This window comes from Serratia sp. BIGb0234, assembly GCF_024809915.1.
Lineage (GTDB): Bacteria > Pseudomonadota > Gammaproteobacteria > Enterobacterales > Enterobacteriaceae > Serratia > Serratia liquefaciens.
The window spans coordinates 1-17,513 of the sequence record NZ_JANUEI010000011.1 but is presented as its reverse complement, the minus strand read 5'-3'; the positions used below and the strand labels follow the sequence as shown (position 1 = coordinate 17,513).

16 protein-coding genes and 1 riboswitch are annotated in these 17,513 nt (G+C 55.3%); of the genes, 9 read left to right on the top strand and 7 right to left on the bottom strand.

Going from position 1 to position 17,513, the window contains the following annotated elements; genetic code table 11:
* Positions 1 to 361 precede the first annotated feature (361 nt).
* The gene (gene argE / locus M2407_RS24535; protein WP_164171170.1) at positions 362 to 1,507 is read right to left on the bottom strand and encodes an acetylornithine deacetylase; all 1,146 of its coding nucleotides are present in this window, start codon (positions 1,505 to 1,507) and stop codon (positions 362 to 364) included.
* A gap of 216 nt (positions 1,508 to 1,723) precedes the next feature.
* On the opposite strand from argE, the gene argC reads away from it, so the two are divergent.
* From argC to argH, 4 genes are all read left to right on the top strand, one after another.
* Positions 1,724 to 2,728 carry an N-acetyl-gamma-glutamyl-phosphate reductase gene (argC, locus tag M2407_RS24530; RefSeq protein ID WP_046374891.1) on the top strand — a complete coding sequence of 335 codons (1,005 nt, stop codon included), beginning with the start codon at positions 1,724 to 1,726 and terminating at the stop codon, positions 2,726 to 2,728.
* Between the two features lie 29 nt (positions 2,729 to 2,757).
* Entirely contained in the window at positions 2,758 to 3,531 is a 774-nt protein-coding gene (gene argB / locus M2407_RS24525) for an acetylglutamate kinase (protein ID WP_020837527.1), read from the top strand.
* 25 nt (positions 3,532 to 3,556) lie between these two features.
* Complete coding sequence (locus tag M2407_RS24520) at positions 3,557 to 4,777, top strand: argininosuccinate synthase (RefSeq protein WP_020837526.1); 1,221 nt, start codon at positions 3,557 to 3,559, stop codon at positions 4,775 to 4,777.
* 78 nt (positions 4,778 to 4,855) lie between these two features.
* Positions 4,856 to 6,229, top strand: a complete 1,374-nt coding sequence (argH, locus tag M2407_RS24515; RefSeq protein WP_020837524.1) for an argininosuccinate lyase — start codon at positions 4,856 to 4,858, stop codon at positions 6,227 to 6,229.
* 36 nt (positions 6,230 to 6,265) lie between these two features.
* Here the strand turns inward: argH and M2407_RS24510 are convergent, their stop codons facing one another.
* From M2407_RS24510 to M2407_RS24495, 4 genes are all read right to left on the bottom strand, one after another.
* Positions 6,266 to 6,592: a type II toxin-antitoxin system HicB family antitoxin gene (locus M2407_RS24510; RefSeq protein ID WP_128865477.1), complete on the bottom strand. Its 327-nt coding sequence runs from the start codon at positions 6,590 to 6,592 to the stop codon at positions 6,266 to 6,268.
* On the bottom strand, positions 6,579 to 6,839 hold the full coding sequence (locus M2407_RS24505) for a toxin HicA (RefSeq protein WP_122080447.1): 261 nt from the start codon (positions 6,837 to 6,839) through the stop codon (positions 6,579 to 6,581). Before M2407_RS24505 ends, M2407_RS24510 begins: the two co-directional genes overlap by 14 nt.
* 165 nt (positions 6,840 to 7,004) lie before the next feature.
* The gene (locus tag M2407_RS24500; protein WP_259220095.1) at positions 7,005 to 8,453 is read right to left on the bottom strand and encodes a dihydrolipoyl dehydrogenase; all 1,449 of its coding nucleotides are present in this window, start codon (positions 8,451 to 8,453) and stop codon (positions 7,005 to 7,007) included.
* A 77-nt stretch (positions 8,454 to 8,530) separates the two neighbouring features.
* Positions 8,531 to 9,262 (bottom strand): glutathione peroxidase, encoded by a 732-nt coding sequence (locus M2407_RS24495; protein ID WP_044554933.1) that lies wholly within the window; start codon positions 9,260 to 9,262, stop codon positions 8,531 to 8,533.
* Positions 9,263 to 9,413: 151 nt separating this feature from the next.
* On the opposite strand from M2407_RS24495, the gene oxyR reads away from it, so the two are divergent.
* Entirely contained in the window at positions 9,414 to 10,331 is a 918-nt protein-coding gene (gene oxyR / locus M2407_RS24490) for a DNA-binding transcriptional regulator OxyR (protein WP_020837516.1), read from the top strand.
* Here the strand turns inward: oxyR and sthA are convergent.
* Positions 10,314 to 11,711, bottom strand: a complete 1,398-nt coding sequence (gene sthA / locus M2407_RS24485; RefSeq protein WP_020837515.1) for a Si-specific NAD(P)(+) transhydrogenase — start codon at positions 11,709 to 11,711, stop codon at positions 10,314 to 10,316. The genes oxyR and sthA overlap by 18 nt on opposite strands.
* A 215-nt stretch (positions 11,712 to 11,926) precedes the next feature.
* Between sthA and fabR the strand changes: the two genes are divergently transcribed.
* Together fabR and M2407_RS24475 are read left to right on the top strand one after the other, a co-directional pair.
* Positions 11,927 to 12,559, top strand: coding sequence for an HTH-type transcriptional repressor FabR (fabR, locus tag M2407_RS24480; RefSeq protein ID WP_020837514.1), 633 nt, complete (start codon positions 11,927 to 11,929; stop codon positions 12,557 to 12,559).
* 14 nt (positions 12,560 to 12,573) lie between these two features.
* Positions 12,574 to 12,942, top strand: coding sequence for a YijD family membrane protein (locus M2407_RS24475; protein ID WP_259220094.1), 369 nt, complete (start codon positions 12,574 to 12,576; stop codon positions 12,940 to 12,942).
* A gap of 42 nt (positions 12,943 to 12,984) precedes the next feature.
* Here the strand turns inward: M2407_RS24475 and trmA are convergent, their stop codons facing one another.
* Complete coding sequence (trmA, locus tag M2407_RS24470; RefSeq protein WP_259220093.1) at positions 12,985 to 14,088, bottom strand: tRNA (uridine(54)-C5)-methyltransferase TrmA; 1,104 nt, start codon at positions 14,086 to 14,088, stop codon at positions 12,985 to 12,987.
* A 120-nt stretch (positions 14,089 to 14,208) separates the two neighbouring features.
* Positions 14,209 to 14,422, top strand: a riboswitch (cobalamin riboswitch).
* Between the two features lie 67 nt (positions 14,423 to 14,489).
* Between trmA and btuB the strand changes: the two genes are divergently transcribed.
* Both btuB and murI read left to right on the top strand, forming a co-directional pair.
* On the top strand, positions 14,490 to 16,361 hold the full coding sequence (btuB, locus tag M2407_RS24465; RefSeq protein WP_115060808.1) for a TonB-dependent vitamin B12 receptor BtuB: 1,872 nt from the start codon (positions 14,490 to 14,492) through the stop codon (positions 16,359 to 16,361).
* Positions 16,306 to 17,169: a glutamate racemase gene (murI, locus tag M2407_RS24460; RefSeq protein ID WP_122080446.1), complete on the top strand. Its 864-nt coding sequence runs from the start codon at positions 16,306 to 16,308 to the stop codon at positions 17,167 to 17,169. The genes btuB and murI overlap by 56 nt, the downstream gene beginning before the upstream one ends.
* Positions 17,170 to 17,513: the final 344 nt, after the last annotated feature.

Sequence of the window (17,513 nt, the reverse complement as noted above, 5' to 3'; positions counted from 1 at the left end):
ACCCTTCATCTTTCAAGCCACAGCGGTGTTGGCTTCGCGCTCTCACCCCGTTCACTTGGTTGATCCAAGCTCCCGGGGATTCAAGCGTTCGCCGCCTAGCTGCAACTTGAAATCTATTGGGTAGATGATTTTTATCTTGTAAGTAAGTTTCACATGTCAGGCGAAGAGCGCCTGTTTTATCTCGCCACGTTCCTGTCCAATCGTCAATTGACACTATTTTTAGCAAAAAAACATCAAAATCGGCGCATTTTCTGAAATTTAATTACGGCACGCCGGTTATCAGTCTGGCTTATTTCATTGGTTTAATACGTATTTTGAGGTAGGGGAAATGATAAATCATAACCCCTACTTTGTATCAGGTTTATTGACGGCAGAAATGATCGACCAGTTGGCCCAGCAGTTTGCGCGTGGGTTCGATAAAGCCGGTATCGATGTATTCATCCGGCTGATGCGCCTGGTCGATAGAGCCGGGGCCCAGCACCAGGGTCGGACAGACCTGCTGGACGAACGGCGCCTCGGTGCAATAGTTGACCACCTGTGTACGGGTGCCCAGCAGTTTCTCAATCACCGCCACCATCTGATGATCGGTCGGACACTCGTAGCCCGGTACCGAGGCATGCAGTTCTTCAATGCTCAGGCGGCCCGGCCAGCGTTGGCTGATGGGTTCCAGCGTTTGGTGCATCAGTTCATTGATATTGTCGAGCGTCATGCCCGGCAGCGGACGGATATCCAGATGCAGTTCACAGCAGGCGCAGATGCGGTTAGCTGCATCGCCGCCGCTGATATGGCCGAAGTTCATGGTGGGATAAGGCACGGCGAATGCCGGGTTGTTGTAGCGCTCCTGCAGCGTTTTACGCAGCTCCATCAAACGGCCGATGGTGTCATGCATCAGATCGATGGCGTTCACGCCGCGCGCCGGGTCGCTCGAATGGCCAGATTGGCCGACAATGCGAATGGCGTTGGCCATATGGCCTTTGTGCGCACGCACCGGCTGCAATGAGGTCGGTTCGCCGATAATCGCGAAGTCAGGGCGGATGCTGGTCGAGGCGGCGAAGTAACGTGCGCCGGCCATCGTCGTTTCTTCATCTGCGGTGGCCAAAATGTACAGCGGCTTGGTCAGCTGGCTGGCATCGATGTCACGCACCGCATCCAAAATAAAGGCAAAGAAGCCCTTCATGTCGGCGGTACCCAGTCCATACAGCTTATTGTCGTGCTCGGTTAGGGTGAAAGGATCGCGTGTCCAACGGCCTTCATCATAAGGCACGGTATCGGTGTGGCCCGCCAGCAGCAGGCCGCCACTGCCTTCGCCAATGCTTGCCAGCAGGTTGAATTTGTTGCGGCTGTCCGGCACCGGCTGCACGTCGACGCGGAAACCCAAATCGGCAAACCAGCCGGCCAGCAAGTTGATTAACGCTTCATTACTCTGATCGAGGGCACCATCGGTGGCGCTGATCGACGGAGTGGCGATCAACGCCCGGTACAGCTCAATAAATGGAGGTAATTTCATCTTCACTGTTGACAGCCTTTGGTTAGGTTGGTATCAATATTCATGCAATTATTGTGAATAAAAATACAATAAGCTGGAGCGTAAGGGAACCCGATTCCCGGATGATTATAAAAACATCAACGCTCGACCTCGTGGGTGAACGGCGAAACAACGCTGGTGAGCCTGGAAACCTGAGTCGAAAACGACCAAACGCAAGTCAAGAAGGTGAAAGGCCCCATGTTGAATACGCTGATTGTCGGTGCCAGCGGTTATGCCGGAGCGGAGCTCACGGCGTACCTTAATCGTCACCCACACATGAACATAACCGCTTTAGCGGTTTCAGCGCAAAGTGCAGATGCAGGAAAATTGCTTTCCGATTTGCACCCTCAGTTAAAAGGTATCGTCGATCTGCCGTTGCAACCACTGGTTGACGTTGCGAAAGCGGCTGAAGGTATCGACGTGGTGTTTTTGGCCACGGCGCATGAGGTCAGCCACGATATCGCGCCGGCATTCCTGGCCGCAGGTTGTGTGGTGTTCGATCTTTCCGGTGCATTCCGCGTAAAAGATACCGCTTTCTACAGCCAGTACTACGGTTTTGAACATCAGCATGCCGAGCTGCTGGAGCAGGCGGTATATGGCCTGGCGGAGTGGCAGAGCGACGAAATCAAACGGGCGCAGCTGATAGCCGTGCCAGGCTGTTACCCAACGGCAGCGCAGCTGGCACTGAAACCGCTGATCGACCAAGGTTTGCTGAACCTCGACCAGTGGCCGGTCATCAACGCCACTAGCGGCGTTAGCGGCGCGGGCCGCAAGGCCAGCGTTACCACCAGCTTCTGTGAGGTGAGCCTGCAGCCGTACGGAATTTTCAACCACCGTCATCATCCGGAAATCGTCGCGCACCTGGGAGTGCCGGTCATCTTTACGCCACATTTGGGTAACTTCCCGCGTGGTATTCTCGAAACCATCACCTGTCGCCTTAAAGCCGGCGTGACCGCGCAGGACGTGGCCGCCGTTTATCACGCTGCCTATGACGACAAACCGCTGGTGCGGCTGTACGACAAAGGCGTGCCGGCGCTGAAGTCAGTGGTTGGGTTGCCGTTTTGCGATATCGGCTTTGCCGTGCAGGGCGAACACCTGATTGCCGTGGCGGTGGAAGACAACCTGTTGAAAGGCGCAGCCGCTCAGGCGGTGCAATGCCTGAATATCCGTTTTGGGTTCCCGGAAACCCAGTCATTACTTTAATAAATCACCAGCGTGGGATGTAAACAGCGATGAACCCGTTAATTATCAAGTTAGGTGGCGTGTTATTAGACAGTGAAGAAGCGCTGGAGCGTTTGTTTACCGCGCTGGACAGCTACCGCCAGCAGCATCAGCGCCCACTGGTTATCGTCCACGGCGGCGGTTGCGTGGTGGACGAACTGATGAAGCAGCTTTCCCTGCCGGTGGTGAAGAAAAATGGGCTGCGGGTCACCCCGGCCGATCAGATCGACATTATCACCGGCGCACTGGCCGGTACGGCCAACAAAACCTTGCTGGCATGGGCGATCAAACACCAGATTAATGCCGTAGGCCTGAGCCTGGCGGACGGCGGCAGCGTCACCGTCACCCCGCTCGATCCGGCGCTTGGCCACGTAGGCAACGCGCAGCCGGGGTCGCCGGCGTTGCTCAATACCCTGCTGGGTGCCGGCTACCTGCCGGTGATCAGCTCTATCGGTATTACCGCCGATGGGAAGTTAATGAATGTAAACGCCGATCAGGCGGCGACCGCGTTGGCCGCCACGCTGGGTGCGGATTTGATCCTGCTGTCGGATGTCAGTGGCATCCTCGACGGAAAAGGGCAGCGCATCGCAGAAATGACGGCGCAAAAAGCGGAACAACTGATTGCCCAGGGCATCATCACTGATGGTATGGTGGTGAAGGTGAATGCGGCGCTCGATGCGGCCCGCACCCTCGGTCGCCCGGTAGATATCGCCAGTTGGCGCCATGCCGATCAGCTTCCTGCACTGTTTAACGGCGTGTCGATTGGCACCCGGATCCTCGCTTAAATTTAGAATTAAAAAGGAAAAGACCATGCAAAACCAAGGCATCAAAAAAATCGTTCTGGCGTACTCTGGCGGCCTGGATACTTCGGCCATCATTCCCTGGCTGAAAGAAAACTACGGCGGCTGCGAAGTGGTGGCGTTCGTGGCAGATATCGGCCAGGAGCGCAGCGATCTGGAAGGCGTGGAGCAAAAAGCCCTGCAATCCGGTGCCTCTGAGTGTCACGTTGTTGATCTGCGTGAAGAATTCATCAGTGATTATGTTTACCCCGTGCTGCAAACCGGTGCTCTGTATGAAGGCAGCTACCTGCTGGGGACCTCAATGGCCCGTCCGATCATCGCCAAGGCGCAGGTTGAGCTGGCGCTGAAGGTCGGTGCTGACGCGCTGTGCCACGGCGCAACCGGTAAAGGTAACGACCAGGTGCGTTTCGAAACCACCTATACCGCACTGGCGCCGCACCTGAAAGTGGTAGCCCCTTGGCGCGAGTGGAACCTGCGTTCCCGTGAAGCGCTGCTGGACTACCTGAAAGAGCGCAACATTCCGACCACGGCGTCGCTGGAAAAAATCTACAGCCGTGACGAAAACGCCTGGCATATCTCTACCGAAGGCGGCGTGCTGGAAAGCCCGTGGAATGCACCGAATAAAGACTGCTGGGTCTGGACCGTCGATCCGCAGGAAGCTCCGGATCAGCCAGAGCAGGTGACTGTCACCGTCGAGAAAGGTCGGGTAGTGGCGGTAAACGGCGAAGCGTTGAGCCCGTACAAATGCCTGGAAACCCTGAACGTGCTGGGCGCCAAACATGGTGTGGGCCGTATCGATATCGTGGAAAACCGTTTGGTGGGTATCAAATCCCGCGGTTGCTACGAAACCCCGGGCGGCACCATCATGGTGGCGGCACTGCGTGGCGTTGAGCAGCTGGTTCTGGATCGCGATAGCTTCAAATGGCGTGAGCAGTTGGGCCTGGAAATGGCTTACGTAGTGTACGATGGCCGTTGGTTCGCGCCGCTGCGTCGTTCACTGCAAGCATCTGCTGAGGCACTGGCCGAAGAAGTGAACGGCGAAGTGGTGCTGCAGCTGTACAAAGGCCAGGTAACGGCAATTCAGAAGAAATCTGCCAATAGCCTGTACTCTGAAGAGTTCGCCACCTTTGGCGAAGACGAAGTTTACGATCACAGCCATGCCGGTGGCTTTATCCGCCTGTTCTCGCTCTCTTCACGCATCCGTGCGCTGAACGAGAAAAAGAACAAGTAACTTTATTGATTATTCGGCGTGACTTGATAAGGGCGCAGCGTGCTGCGCCCTTATTCGCATAAAATTCAGGAGTAAGGTATGGCACTTTGGGGCGGACGGTTCAGTCAGGCGGCAGATCAGCGGTTCAAGCAGTTAAATGATTCTTTGCGCTTCGATTATCGCCTGGCGGAACAGGACATCGTAGGGTCAGTGGCCTGGTCGAAAGCGCTGGTGACCGTCAACGTATTGACGGCGACCGAGCAGCAACAGCTGGAACAGGCGTTGAGCGTGCTGTTGGAAGAGGTACAGGCCGATCCGCAGGCGATTGTCAGCAGCGATGCGGAAGATATTCACAGCTGGGTGGAGCAAAAGCTGATCGACAAGGTCGGCGATCTCGGTAAAAAGCTGCACACCGGCCGTAGCCGTAACGATCAGGTCGCGACCGATCTGAAATTGTGGTGCAAACACCAAATTGGTGAACTGCATCAGGCCATCGTGCAACTGCAACAGGCGCTGGTGGAAACCGCCGAAGCCAACCAGGATGCGGTGATGCCGGGTTATACCCACCTGCAGCGTGCGCAGCCGGTGACCTTCGCGCACTGGTGTCTGGCCTATGTTGAAATGCTGGCGCGTGATGAAAGCCGCCTGCAGGATACGCTGAAACGCCTGGACGTCAGCCCGCTGGGCAGTGGTGCACTGGCCGGCACTGCGTACCCGATCGACCGTGAGCAATTGGCCGGTTGGCTGGGCTTTGCTTCGGCAACCCGTAATAGCCTGGACAGCGTTTCGGATCGTGACCACGTGCTGGAACTGTTGTCTAACGCCTCCATCAGCATGGTGCACCTGTCGCGCTTTGCCGAAGACCTGATCTTCTTCAACAGCGGCGAAGCGGCCTTTGTCGATCTGTCCGACCGCGTGACTTCCGGCTCCTCGCTGATGCCGCAGAAGAAAAACCCGGATGCGCTGGAGCTGATCCGCGGTAAATGCGGGCGTGTACAGGGTGCATTGACGGGCATGATGATGACGCTGAAAGGCCTGCCGCTGGCGTACAACAAAGATATGCAGGAAGACAAGGAAGGGCTGTTCGACGCTTTGGATACCTGGATGGACTGTCTGCAGATGGCGGCGCTGGTGCTGGATGGCATCCAGGTGAAACGTCCGCGTTGTAAGGAAGCGGCAGAGCAGGGCTACGCCAACTCGACCGAACTGGCGGATTATCTGGTCGCCAAAGGCGTGCCATTCCGTGAGGCGCACCATATCGTCGGTGAGGCGGTGGTAGAGGCGATCCGCCAGGGTAAGGCGTTGGAAGCCCTGCCGTTGGCTGATTTGCAGAAATTCAGCGCGGTGATTGGCGACGACGTATACCCAATTCTGGCACTTCAATCATGTCTGGATAAACGTTCGGCCAAGGGCGGTGTTTCTCCTCAGCAGGTCGCCAGTGCGATCGCCGCAGCGAAACAGCGTTTGGCTTGAGTGGCGTAAGGGCAGCCCGGTGCTGCCCTTTATCGATTATCCCGCCAGCCGTGCGCAAAGATAGCGGTTCAGGCTGACACCTTCCTCTATAGCGTTGATCGCCAGACGTCGATGTTGTTCCGGTGTCATACGCAATACCAGTTTGCCGCTGAAAACTCTCTCGGCCAGCGCCTGTGGCGGTGTTTCACCCTGTGCCAACAGGTCATTGATCATCTCACTAACCAGTTTTTCAATACCTTCAAGCGCTGCGGTACGCGTTGCGGCCAGCCACGACAGGGAAGGAAATTCTGTGCAGAGGCCGACATATTCGTTGTCCTCTTCCGACCAGGTGATGCGATAAGTGTAATGCTCATGCTTTTCCATGTTCATCCTCCATTTTGACCAATGCGGCAATGACCTGTTTAACCTGATATACCTTTGCCGTGCCTCCATTTCCGCGTTGTATATTAATCCGGGGATCGCCTTGCCAGGGCATGCGGTAAACGTGATGACTGCCGCCGTTCAAACGCGGTGGGCCGAACCAGCGCGTACAAATTGTTACCAACTCAGTGAATCTGATGCTGTTCTGCCGTTGTTGCAGATCTTCAATGGCACTCCTGATTCCTTTCATGCATGCATCTTATTTTAGTATCATTATTGATATCATTTCAATGTGGCGACATAAAAATGACCTGATATGCGCTGAGCGGCAAGCAGCAAGCGACAAGAGTGGAATTCGAAGCGCAAAAAAAACCGGGCACGAAGGCCCGGTGGGGATAGATAGCAGGGGGAAGAACTACTCGCCCGGACAGCGTTGGCAGCGCTCCGCCTCGGCTTCGCCCAGTTTCAGTTTTGACTGCAAGTCACGCAGTGCGGTACGCAGGCCTTCTTCGATCACCGGGTGATAGAACGGCATGTCCAGCATCTGGTTGATGGTCATTTTCTGCTGATGTGCCCAGGCTAACAGGTGAGCAATGTGCTCGACGTCCGGCCCCATCATTTCTGCGCCGAGGAAACGCCCGGTACCTTGTTCGCCGTAGACGTGCAGGATGCCTTTATTACGCAGCATCACCCGTGAACGGCCCTGATTTTCGAATGACACTTCACCGATTTCGAAACAGCCGCAGGCGCTGAATTTTTCATTCAGCTCGCGGAAGGTGGAACCGACCATGGCAATCTGCGGATCGGAAAATACCACCGAGACCGCACTGCGGCGCAGGCCCGGGGTCACTTCCGGGAAGCTCCCGGCGTTGGTTCCGGCAATGCGCGCCTGATCGCTGGCTTCGTGCAATAACGGCAGCTGGTTACTGGCGTCACCGGCGATAAAGATATGCGGCACGTTGGTTTGCATCGTCAGGCGATCGGCCTGAGGCACGCCTCTGGCATCGAGCACCAGACGGGTGTTCTCAAGACCCAGATTATCGACGTTCGGTCGACGACCGGTGGCAGCCAGGACGTAATCCACCATGATCTCCTGCGGTAAGCCGTTCAGACCCTGATAGCGGATAAAGACCTTGTCGCCTTCGCGCTGCATCATGTCCACTTTCACATCGGCATCCAGATAGAACTCTTCGCCCAACGCTTTGGCGGCATAGTTGCGTACCGTACTGTCGGTTAGCGGCCCGACGGCACCACCAACGCCAAATACTTTGGTTTCGACGCCGAGGCGATGCAGCGCCTGACCCAACTCCAGGCCAATTACGCCGGGCCCGAACACGGCCACCGAGTCTGGCAAATCAGTCCAGTTGAACACGTCATCATTGACGATCAAGCGGTCGCCCAGCGCATTCCATGCTGCCGGCCAGCTTGGGCGGGACCCGGTGGCGATAACGATGCGTTGCGCCACAATGCGGGTGTGATCGTCCACCTGCAAAGTATTGTCGTCGATGAAACGGGCATAACCCTGAATTTTGTCGGTGGCCGGGATTTCGTCGACACCTTCCAGCACGAAGCCGACGAAACGGTCGCGCTCGCGTTTAACACGGTCCATGACTTCACGGCCGTTAATGGTAGTTTTTCCGGCGGGATACACGCCAAAACCCGGTGCCCGCTCGATTTGATGCACCGCCTCGGCGGCGGCAATCAGCAATTTTGATGGCATGCAGCCAACGCGGGCACAGGTGGTGCCATAAGCTCCGCCTTCGATCATCACCACGCTTGGGGTGGCAAGTTTGGCGGCGCGATAGGCGCCCAGACCGGCGGTGCCGCCGCCGATGACCGCGACGTCAACATTCAACTGTTTCATATCCGCTCCTGAAAGCTAAAAAAAGGGCGGGCCGAAGCCCGCCAAAAGTTCACGTTGGCTTTGTTATTACTTATAAATCAGGCTGACAGGAAGGTTTCCAGGTCATCGCTACCGCCGATATGACGACCGCCGATGAAGACCTGAGGTACGGTTGCACGGCCGGTGACGGCGCGCAGGCTAACGGTGGTGGCGTCCTGACCCAGTACGATCTCTTCATACTGGATGCCACGCTCCTGCAGCATTTGTTTGGCTTTGGCGCAGAATGGGCAGCCCGGTTTGGTGAACAGGGAAACCGACTCCTGCACTTTGAATTCCGGCGCCAGGTATTTCAGCATGGTGTCGGCGTCAGACACTTCAAACGGGTCGCCCGGCTTGTTAGGTTCGACGAACATTTTTTCCACCACGCCGTTGCGTACCAGCATGGAATAACGCCATGAGCGCGGGCCAAAGCCCAGATCCGCTTTCTCGACCAGCATGTCCATGCCTTTGGTGAACTCGCCGTTGCCGTCTGGAATGAAGGTGATGTTCTCTGCGTGCTGATCGGCCTTCCAGGCGTTCATAACGAAGGTGTCGTTCACTGAAACGCACAGAATGCTGTCAACGCCGTGCTGTTTGAATACGCTGGACAGTTCGTTGTAGCGTGGCAGATGGCTGGAAGAACAGGTTGGGGTAAACGCGCCCGGCAGTGAAAACACGATGACGGTTTTGTCTTTGAACAGGTCGTCGGTGGTGACGTCAATCCATTGGTCGCCCTGACGGGTGTGGAAGGTAACCTGAGGGACTTTTTTGCCTTCTTGACTGGTAAACATGAATTAACCCCTTAATTAGGAAAAATAATTTTTAGCTGTTAGCGCGGTATCGCTTCGTTGGGTGACATTATTGACGTCGGGGCTTGATAGATCTAATCGCTCATTGCTATCTTATCTATCGCCATGAGCTATCGTGGTCTGGAGGGAAACAATGAATATTCGTGATTTAGAGTACCTGGTCGCTTTGGCCGAGCACCGGCATTTCCGCCGTGCCGCCGATTCTTGCCATGTTAGCCAACCCACGCTGAGTGGGCAGATCCGTAAGCTGGAAGACGAACTGGGTGTGATGCTGCTCGAACGTACCAGTCGCAAGGTGTTATTCACCCAGGCGGGCCTGTTGCTGGTGGAACAGGCGCGTACCGTGCTGCGCGAAGTCAAAGTTCTGAAAGAGATGGCCAGCCAGCAAGGTGAAGCCATGTCGGGGCCGCTGCATATCGGCCTGATCCCCACCGTCGGGCCTTATCTGCTGCCGCAGATCATTCCTACGCTGCACAAAACCTTTCCCAAGCTGGAAATGTACCTGCATGAAGCGCAAACCCAACAGCTATTGGCACAGCTCGACAGCGGTAAACTTGACTGCGCCATTCTGGCGCTGGTGAAAGAAACAGAAGCCTTTATTGAAGTGCCGCTGTTTGACGAACCGATGAAGCTGGCGGTGTATTCCGATCACCCATGGTCGCAGCGTGACCGCGTGGCGATGCCGGATCTGGCCGGTGAAAAGTTGTTGATGCTGGAAGATGGCCACTGTCTGCGCGATCAGGCGATGGGCTTTTGTTTCCAGGCCGGGGCTGACGAAGATACCCATTTCCGGGCGACCAGCCTGGAAACGCTGCGTAATATGGTTGCGGCGGGCAGTGGGATTACGTTGTTGCCGTCACTGGCGGTACCGCCGCAGCGTGAGCGCGACGGCGTGTGTTACCTGGACTGCTTCAAACCTGAACCCAAGCGCACCATTGCGCTGGTGTACCGCCCCGGCTCCCCATTGCGCAGTCGTTATGAGCAATTGGCCGAGGCGATCCGCGAGCACATGCAAAGCTACATGGGCACCACGTTAAAACAGGCGGTTTAAGCCGTTCAGCGCTGCCACCCGGTAGGCTTCGGCCATGGTCGGATAGTTGAAGGTCGTATTAACGAAGTATTCGATAGTATTGCCTTCACCTTTCTGTTCCATGATCGCCTGGCCGATGTGGATGATCTCTGCCGCACGCTCGCCGAAGCAGTGGATCCCAAGGATCTGCAGGGTGTCGCGATGGAACAGGATTTTCAGGCTGCCGACGTTCATGCCGGCAATCTGCGCGCGGGCCAGATGCTTGAACTGTGCACGACCCACTTCATACGGCACTTTCATCGCCGTCAATTCCTGCTCGGTTTTACCGACGGAGCTGATTTCCGGAATGGTGTAGATACCGGTCGGGATGTCTTCAATCAAATGTCCGCTGGCTTCGCCGGAGGAAATCGCCTGTGCGGCAATGCGGCCCTGATCGTAGGCGGCAGATGCCAGACTCGGGTAGCCAATCACGTCACCCACGGCATAAATGTGCGGCAGCGCGGTCTGGTACATGCTGTTCACTTTCAGCAGGCCACGGCTGTCTGACTCCAGACCGACGTTCTCCAGCCCCAGCGAGTCGGTATTACCGGTGCGGCCGTTAGCGTACAGCAGGCAATCTGCCTTCACTTTCTTGCCGGATTTCAGGTGAACAATCACGCCGTCTTCGGTGCCTTCGATCTTCTCGAACTCTTCGTTGTGGCGGATCACCACGCCGTTGTTCCAGAAGTGATATGACAGCGAGTCCGACATTTCCTGATCGAGGAACGCCAGCAGACGATCGCGGGTGTTGATCAGATCCACCTTCACGTTCAAACCGCGGAAGATAGATGCATATTCACAGCCGATCACCCCGGCGCCATAGATGATGACGTGACGCGGTTCGTGGTTCAGTTCGAGAATGGAATCACTGTTATAAATACGCGGATGGTTAAAATCGACGCTCGACGGGTTGTACGGGCGTGAGCCGCAGGCAATAACGATGTGATCGGCGCGGATGGTGTCCTGGGTGCCGTCCATATAGCTGACGCTAACGGTGTTGGCGTCGATAAAGCGCGCATCGCCGGCAAACAGCTTGCACTGGTTGCGCTCATAGAATCCCTGACGCATCCGGGTTTGCTGATTTATGACGTTATCGGCGTGGCGTAAAATGTCAGGGAATGTCGCGCTGAGCGTGCGTGAATTGTTATAAAGCGGGTTCTGGTTGAATTCGATAATGCGGCTAACGGCGTGGCGGAGGGCTTTGGATGGGATGGTGCCCCAATGGGTACATCCACCGCCTACGTTATTGTACCGTTCTATCACGGCCACGCGGGCGCCCTGCTTCACCAACCCCATAGCGGCACCTTCACCACCTGGGCCCGAGCCAATGACTATGGCATCAAATTGATAGTGCTGTTGCATAGGGGAGAGACCTGTCTTATACAAAATTACAACGGTATCTTAACATCATAGCGCTGAGTGCCCAATCACCATTAGGCTTTTTGAGGCAAAGCACAAATGGTGCAGGCTGAAACTGTGACAGGGCGCGTTTGTATAAATGCTGTTGCAATAAAATTTGCTATATTGCCGGGTCTACGGCGTTAGACTGAGAAAATGGATCTTATCTGGATATGCATATGGGCGTCAGAGCACAACAAAAAGAACGGACTCGTCGTTCCCTCATCGAAGCGGCCTTCAGCCAACTGAGCGCTGAACGCAGCTTTGCCAGTCTGAGCCTGCGCGAGGTCTCGCGTGAAGCGGGCATCGCGCCGACGTCATTTTATCGCCACTTCCGTGATGTGGACGAGCTGGGGTTAACCATGGTGGATGAGAGCGGCCTGATGCTGCGTCAACTGATGCGGCAGGCGCGGCAGCGTATCGCCAAGGGGGGCAGCGTGATCCGCACCTCGGTCTCCACCTTTATGGAGTTTATCGGCAATAATCCCAACGCCTTCCGCCTGCTGTTGCGTGAACGCTCCGGGACCTCGGCGGCCTTTCGTGCGGCGGTGGCGCGTGAGATCCAACATTTTATCGCCGAACTGGCGGATTACCTCGAACTGGAAAACCATATGCCGCGCAGTTTCACCGAAGCGCAGGCGGAAGCTATGGTCACCATCGTTTTCAGCGCCGGTGCTGAAGCGCTGGATATCGACATCGATCAACGGCGTCGGCTTGAGGAGCGCTTAGTGTTGCAACTGCGGATGATTTCCAAAGGCGCTTATTATTGGTATCGCCGCGAACAAGAAAAAACTTCTGTATCCCACGTATAAAAAGGTAGAAAGCGATGGAAAAACCAGGCCGTGAGAATGGCACCTTACTGCTGGCGTTGATTGCCGGCCTTTCAATCAACGGTTCGTTCGCCGCGCTGTTCAGCTCGGTGGTGCCGTTTTCGATTTTCCCGATTATTGCTTTGGTGTTGGCGGTGTATTGCCTGCATCAACGGTATCTGCACCGCGTGATGCCGGATGGCATACCTAAGCTGGCGGCGGCGACCTTCCTGCTTGGGGTGCTGCTGTACAGTGCGATAGTGCGTGCCGAATACCCGCAGATCGGCTCTAACTTCCTGCCGGCGATTATTTCCGTGGCGCTGGTGTTCTGGATTGGCATGAAGCTGAAGGCGCGCAAGGCGCTGGATGAGAATACCCCGGCGTAAGGGGAAAACCAGGGGCGCAGCAAGCGCGGCGCCCCTGTGAGATTAAACGCGTTTTTCCAACAGTACGCCGCATTCCATGTGATGGGTATACGGGAACTGATCGAACAATGCCAGACGGCTGATTTGATGAGTTTCCTGCAACGTCTCCAGATTGGCGCACAGCGTTTCCGGGTTGCATGAGATATACAAAATTCGCGGATAAGCCTGCACCATTTTTACCGTTTCATCATCCAGTCCGCTGCGCGGCGGATCGACAAAAATGGTTTCGCAGTTATAGCTGCTCAGATCGATACCCTTCAAACGATTAAACTCGCGTACTCCGTTCATCGCCTGGGTAAAGTCTTCCGCCGCCATACGGATAATCTGTACGTTGTCGATATGATTGGCGGCAATGTTGTACTGCGCCGCGGCAACGGAAGGCTTGGCGATTTCAGTGGCCAGCACCCGCTCGAAGTTATGCGCCAGCGCCAGGGAGAAGTTGCCGTTGCCGCAATACAGCTCCAGCAGATCGCCTTTAGAGCCGGCGGTCACGTCCAGCGCCCATTCCAGCATCTGTATGTTCATCGCCGCATTCGGCTGGGTGAAGCTGTTTTCCACCTGACGGTAAATCATGTCGCGGCCGGCGACCGGCAGGACTTCATCGACGTAATCCTGATCCAGCATGATTTTCATCTTCGACGCACGACCAATCAACTGCAGGTCAAAGCCTTGGGCGCGGAGATCATCCCGCAGCTTTTCTGCCTGCTGCTGCCAGGCGTCGTCCAGCTTACGGTGATACAGCAGCGAGGCGATGATTTTGCCGCTGCGGGTCGACAGGTAATCAATCTGGAACAGCTTGCGGCGCAAAATAGGATCCGGCTTGATGGCGGCGATCAGTGCGCTCATCAGGCGGTTAATCAATTCGCTGGCGGCAGGAAACTGCTCGACGCGGATGCGTTGCTTGGTCTGCTGGTCAAACATGATGTGGTACATCTCGTCCTCATCATGCCAGATGCGGAATTCTGCGCGCATGCGGTAGTGTTCGACTTGCGAGCGGAACACTTCCGGCTCGGGTGCCGTGAACGGTGACATCAGCGTCTTCAGCCGGGCAGTTTTTTCCGCCAGTTGGTCATCGTAACGTTCAATAGGCAAATTCTCGGGCGTCATGTTTCTTCTCGTCAGGCAAATTTGATCAGCGGGGATTGTAGGGAATCAGTCCGTGAAGTCCAGTTTTGTCGTGTTTATTATTTGTAACATTGATAGCAGTCTAGACATCTATTTACATTGATCGTAGCATTGTCGTCCGGCCTCAAGCAGTGAGTGAAAAGGGAATCCGGTGTGAATCCGGAGCTGACGCGCAGCGGTAAGGGGAAGTCACGGCGATAGCGTTTTACGCAGACACTGTCCATTGCAGGACGGGAAGTCATCGCCCGGTGCTGGTAGCTAAGAGGCCGCCCGCAACTCCCAAGCCCGAAGACCTGCCGGTGTTACGTCGCAATGTCCGTGGCCGTCGCGAAATACCGGCCATGATCCTGCGGCATCCGCCAATTAAGTTTGGATGCTTTTTCATGACAATTACAAAAAATACGCTGCTGGCGGTGGTTTCCTCCGTCACGGCTTTTTCTGGCTGGGCGCAAGACAACACCACAGCGAATAACAGCGAAAATCTGGTGGTTTCCGCCAACCGCTTCCCGCAGCCGGTTTCTTCCGTGCTGGCACCCACTTCCGTCGTCACCCGTGATGAAATCGACCGCTGGCAGGCAAAAAGCCTGACCGATGTGATGCGCCGCCTGCCGGGTGTAGACGTTGGGCAGAACGGTGGCCTGGGGCAAAAAAGCTCGCTGTTCATTCGCGGCACCAATTCCAGCCATGTGCTGGTGCTGATCGACGGTATCCGTCTTAATCAGGCCGGTATCAGCGGCTCTTCCGATCTCAGCCAGATCCCGATTTCGCTGGTGCAGAAAGTTGAATATATTCGTGGCCCGCGTTCGGCGGTTTATGGCTCCGATGCCATCGGCGGCGTGGTTAACATTATAACCACCCGCGAAAAGAACGGCACTACGCTTTCCGCCGGTGTGGGGTCTAACGGCTACCAGGCCTATGACGCGTCTACTCAACAACAGCTGGGCGACAGCACGGTTGCCACGGTCGCCGGTAACTACACCTATACCAAAGGTTATGATGTGGTGGCCTACGGCAGCACCGGCATGCAAAGCCAGCAGGATCGCGACGGCTTTATGAGCAAGTCGTTGTACGGCGCTGTTGATCATCAGTTCAACGAGGCTATCAGCGGTTTTGTTCGTGGTTACGGTTACGACAACCGCACGGCTTACGACGCGTATTACTCTTCGCCTACCAGCGCGCTGGTCGATACCCGCAAACTCTATAGTCAAACCTGGGATACCGGCCTGCGTTATAAGGAAGGCATCTACGCGACGCAGTTGATTGGCAGCTATAGCCACAGCAAGGATTATGATTACGATCCTCGTCGCGGCATGTATGACAGCTCAGCCAGCCTGGTGGACTCCGAGCAGTACAACCTGCAATGGGGAAATACTCTTCAGGTAGGTCAGGGTACGGTCAGTTCGGGGATTGACTGGCAGCATCAGCAAATCAAGCCAGACTCCACCACGGTTAACGGTGAAAAAACCCAACGCAACGCCGGTGTTTATCTGACTGCGCAGCAGTTGGTCGGGCCGGTCACTCTGGAAGGAGCGGTTCGCGGCGACGATCATTCCGAATTTGGCTGGCATGGCACCTGGCAAACCAGTGCGGGCTGGGAGTTTATAGAAGGTTACCGTTTCATCGCTTCCTACGGCACGGCATTCAAAGCCCCTAATATGGGTCAGCTGTATGGCAACTTCGGCAATAATACCGATCTGAAGCCGGAAGAAAGCAAACAGTGGGAAGGGGGCTTTGAAGGTTTGACCGGGCCGGTAACCTGGCGCGTGTCCGGCTACCGCAACGATATTGATAACCTGATTGATTCCACCGGCGAGACCAACTACGTCTATTACAATGTTGGCAAGGCCACAATTAAAGGTATTGAAGCTACAGCTTCATTCGACACGGGTCCGTTAACCCATCACATTGGTTACGACTATGTCGATCCGCGTAATGCCAAAACCAATGAAGTGTTGCTGCGCCGTGCCAAACAGCAGGTGAAGTATGAGCTGGATTGGCAGGTCTATGATTTTGACTGGGCAGTGACCTATCAATACCTGGGTGAGCGTTATGATAAAGACTACAGCACCTATCCAGAGCAAAGCGTCAAACTTGGCGGTGTCAGCCTGTGGGATCTCGCAGTTTCGTATCCGGTCACATCTCATCTGACAGTTCGTGGTAGAATCGCCAACCTGTTTGATAAAGATTATGAGACGGCTTATGGCTACGCTACTCCAGGAAGAGAATACTACCTCACTGGAAGCTATACCTTCTAACACCCCTGCTATGGCCCGTCCGACGGTGCTGGTATTTGATTCCGGCGTCGGCGGGTTATCGGTGTATCAAGAGGTTCGGCAACTGCTGCCGGACCTCCACTATATATACGCCTTCGATAATGTGGCGTTTCCCTACGGCGAGAAATCCGAAGAGTTTATTGTTGAGCGCGTGCTGGAGATTGTCAGCGCGGTGCAGCAACGGCATCCTCTGGCGATAGTCATCATCGCTTGTAACACGGCCAGTACGGTCTCCCTGCCGGCCCTGCGTGAACGCTTTACCTTCCCGGTTGTCGGTGTGGTGCCTGCCATCAAGCCTGCTGCCCGCCTGACCGCCAATGGTGTGGTGGGCCTGCTGGCTACCCGCGGTACCGTACAGCGTACTTATACCCATGAGCTGATCGCCCGTTTCGCTACCGATTGCAAGATCGAGCTGCTTGGCTCCTCTGAGCTGGTGGAACTGGCAGAAGCCAAGCTGCATGGTGAAGCCGTACCGCTGCCGGCGCTGAAGAAAATTCTCCATCCATGGCTGAGCATGCGCGAGCCACCGGATACCGTGGTACTCGGTTGCACCCATTTCCCTTTATTAGCAGAAGAGCTAATGCAGGTGTTGCCTGAGGGAACTCGACTGATCGATTCCGGCGCGGCGATTGCCCGTCGTACCGCATGGCTGATTTCGACGCAGGAAAATCTGGTGTCGACGCAGGAAGAGAATCTGGCGTATTGCATGGCGTTAAATGAAGATACTGACGCTTTATTGCCCGTTCTACAGGGATATGGCTTTAAATCGTTGAAAAAACTGCCTCTTTAAGGCTGTTTTGGTTAAATGTTCAACGGTCGGAAAAAATATTGAAATTAGGGGTTGCGGCCTTCTGAGAACTCCCTATAATGCGCCTCCACTGACCGGGAACAACGACTCCTCTAACGAGAACCAGTCGCCCAGCCAGGAAGAAGCAAGCCGGTGAAAACACCGTTTCTTAATAAGAAAAAAGCTTGACTCTTCAGCGGGAAAGCGTAATATGCACCTCCCGCGTTACCGAGAAACATCTTAGTAACGAACGCTCTTTAACAATTTATCAGACAATCTGTGTGGGCACTCCACAAGACGATATCCAGAACCTTCGGGTTCAAAAAAATATCAAGTCTTGAAGAGTG

What these genes read in the sequence shown, in the direction of transcription:
- argB (WP_020837527.1), top strand. Translation starts at nt 2,758, where the DNA reads ATGAACCCGTTAATTATCAAGTTAGGTGGCGTGTTATTAGACAGTGAA.
- M2407_RS24475 (WP_259220094.1), top strand. Translation starts at nt 12,574, where the DNA reads ATGGAAAAACCAGGCCGTGAGAATGGCACCTTACTGCTGGCGTTGATT.
- murI (WP_122080446.1), top strand. Translation starts at nt 16,306, where the DNA reads ATGGCTACGCTACTCCAGGAAGAGAATACTACCTCACTGGAAGCTATA.
- oxyR (WP_020837516.1), top strand. Translation starts at nt 9,414, where the DNA reads ATGAATATTCGTGATTTAGAGTACCTGGTCGCTTTGGCCGAGCACCGG.
- btuB (WP_115060808.1), top strand. Translation starts at nt 14,490, where the DNA reads ATGACAATTACAAAAAATACGCTGCTGGCGGTGGTTTCCTCCGTCACG.
- M2407_RS24510 (WP_128865477.1), bottom strand. Translation starts at nt 6,592, where the DNA reads ATGGAAAAGCATGAGCATTACACTTATCGCATCACCTGGTCGGAAGAG.
- M2407_RS24500 (WP_259220095.1), bottom strand. Translation starts at nt 8,453, where the DNA reads ATGAAACAGTTGAATGTTGACGTCGCGGTCATCGGCGGCGGCACCGCC.
- argC (WP_046374891.1), top strand. Translation starts at nt 1,724, where the DNA reads ATGTTGAATACGCTGATTGTCGGTGCCAGCGGTTATGCCGGAGCGGAG.
- argH (WP_020837524.1), top strand. Translation starts at nt 4,856, where the DNA reads ATGGCACTTTGGGGCGGACGGTTCAGTCAGGCGGCAGATCAGCGGTTC.
- sthA (WP_020837515.1), bottom strand. Translation starts at nt 11,711, where the DNA reads ATGCAACAGCACTATCAATTTGATGCCATAGTCATTGGCTCGGGCCCA.
- M2407_RS24505 (WP_122080447.1), bottom strand. Translation starts at nt 6,839, where the DNA reads ATGAAAGGAATCAGGAGTGCCATTGAAGATCTGCAACAACGGCAGAAC.
- argE (WP_164171170.1), bottom strand. Translation starts at nt 1,507, where the DNA reads ATGAAATTACCTCCATTTATTGAGCTGTACCGGGCGTTGATCGCCACT.
- trmA (WP_259220093.1), bottom strand. Translation starts at nt 14,088, where the DNA reads ATGACGCCCGAGAATTTGCCTATTGAACGTTACGATGACCAACTGGCG.
- M2407_RS24520 (WP_020837526.1), top strand. Translation starts at nt 3,557, where the DNA reads ATGCAAAACCAAGGCATCAAAAAAATCGTTCTGGCGTACTCTGGCGGC.
- fabR (WP_020837514.1), top strand. Translation starts at nt 11,927, where the DNA reads ATGGGCGTCAGAGCACAACAAAAAGAACGGACTCGTCGTTCCCTCATC.
- M2407_RS24495 (WP_044554933.1), bottom strand. Translation starts at nt 9,262, where the DNA reads ATGTTTACCAGTCAAGAAGGCAAAAAAGTCCCTCAGGTTACCTTCCAC.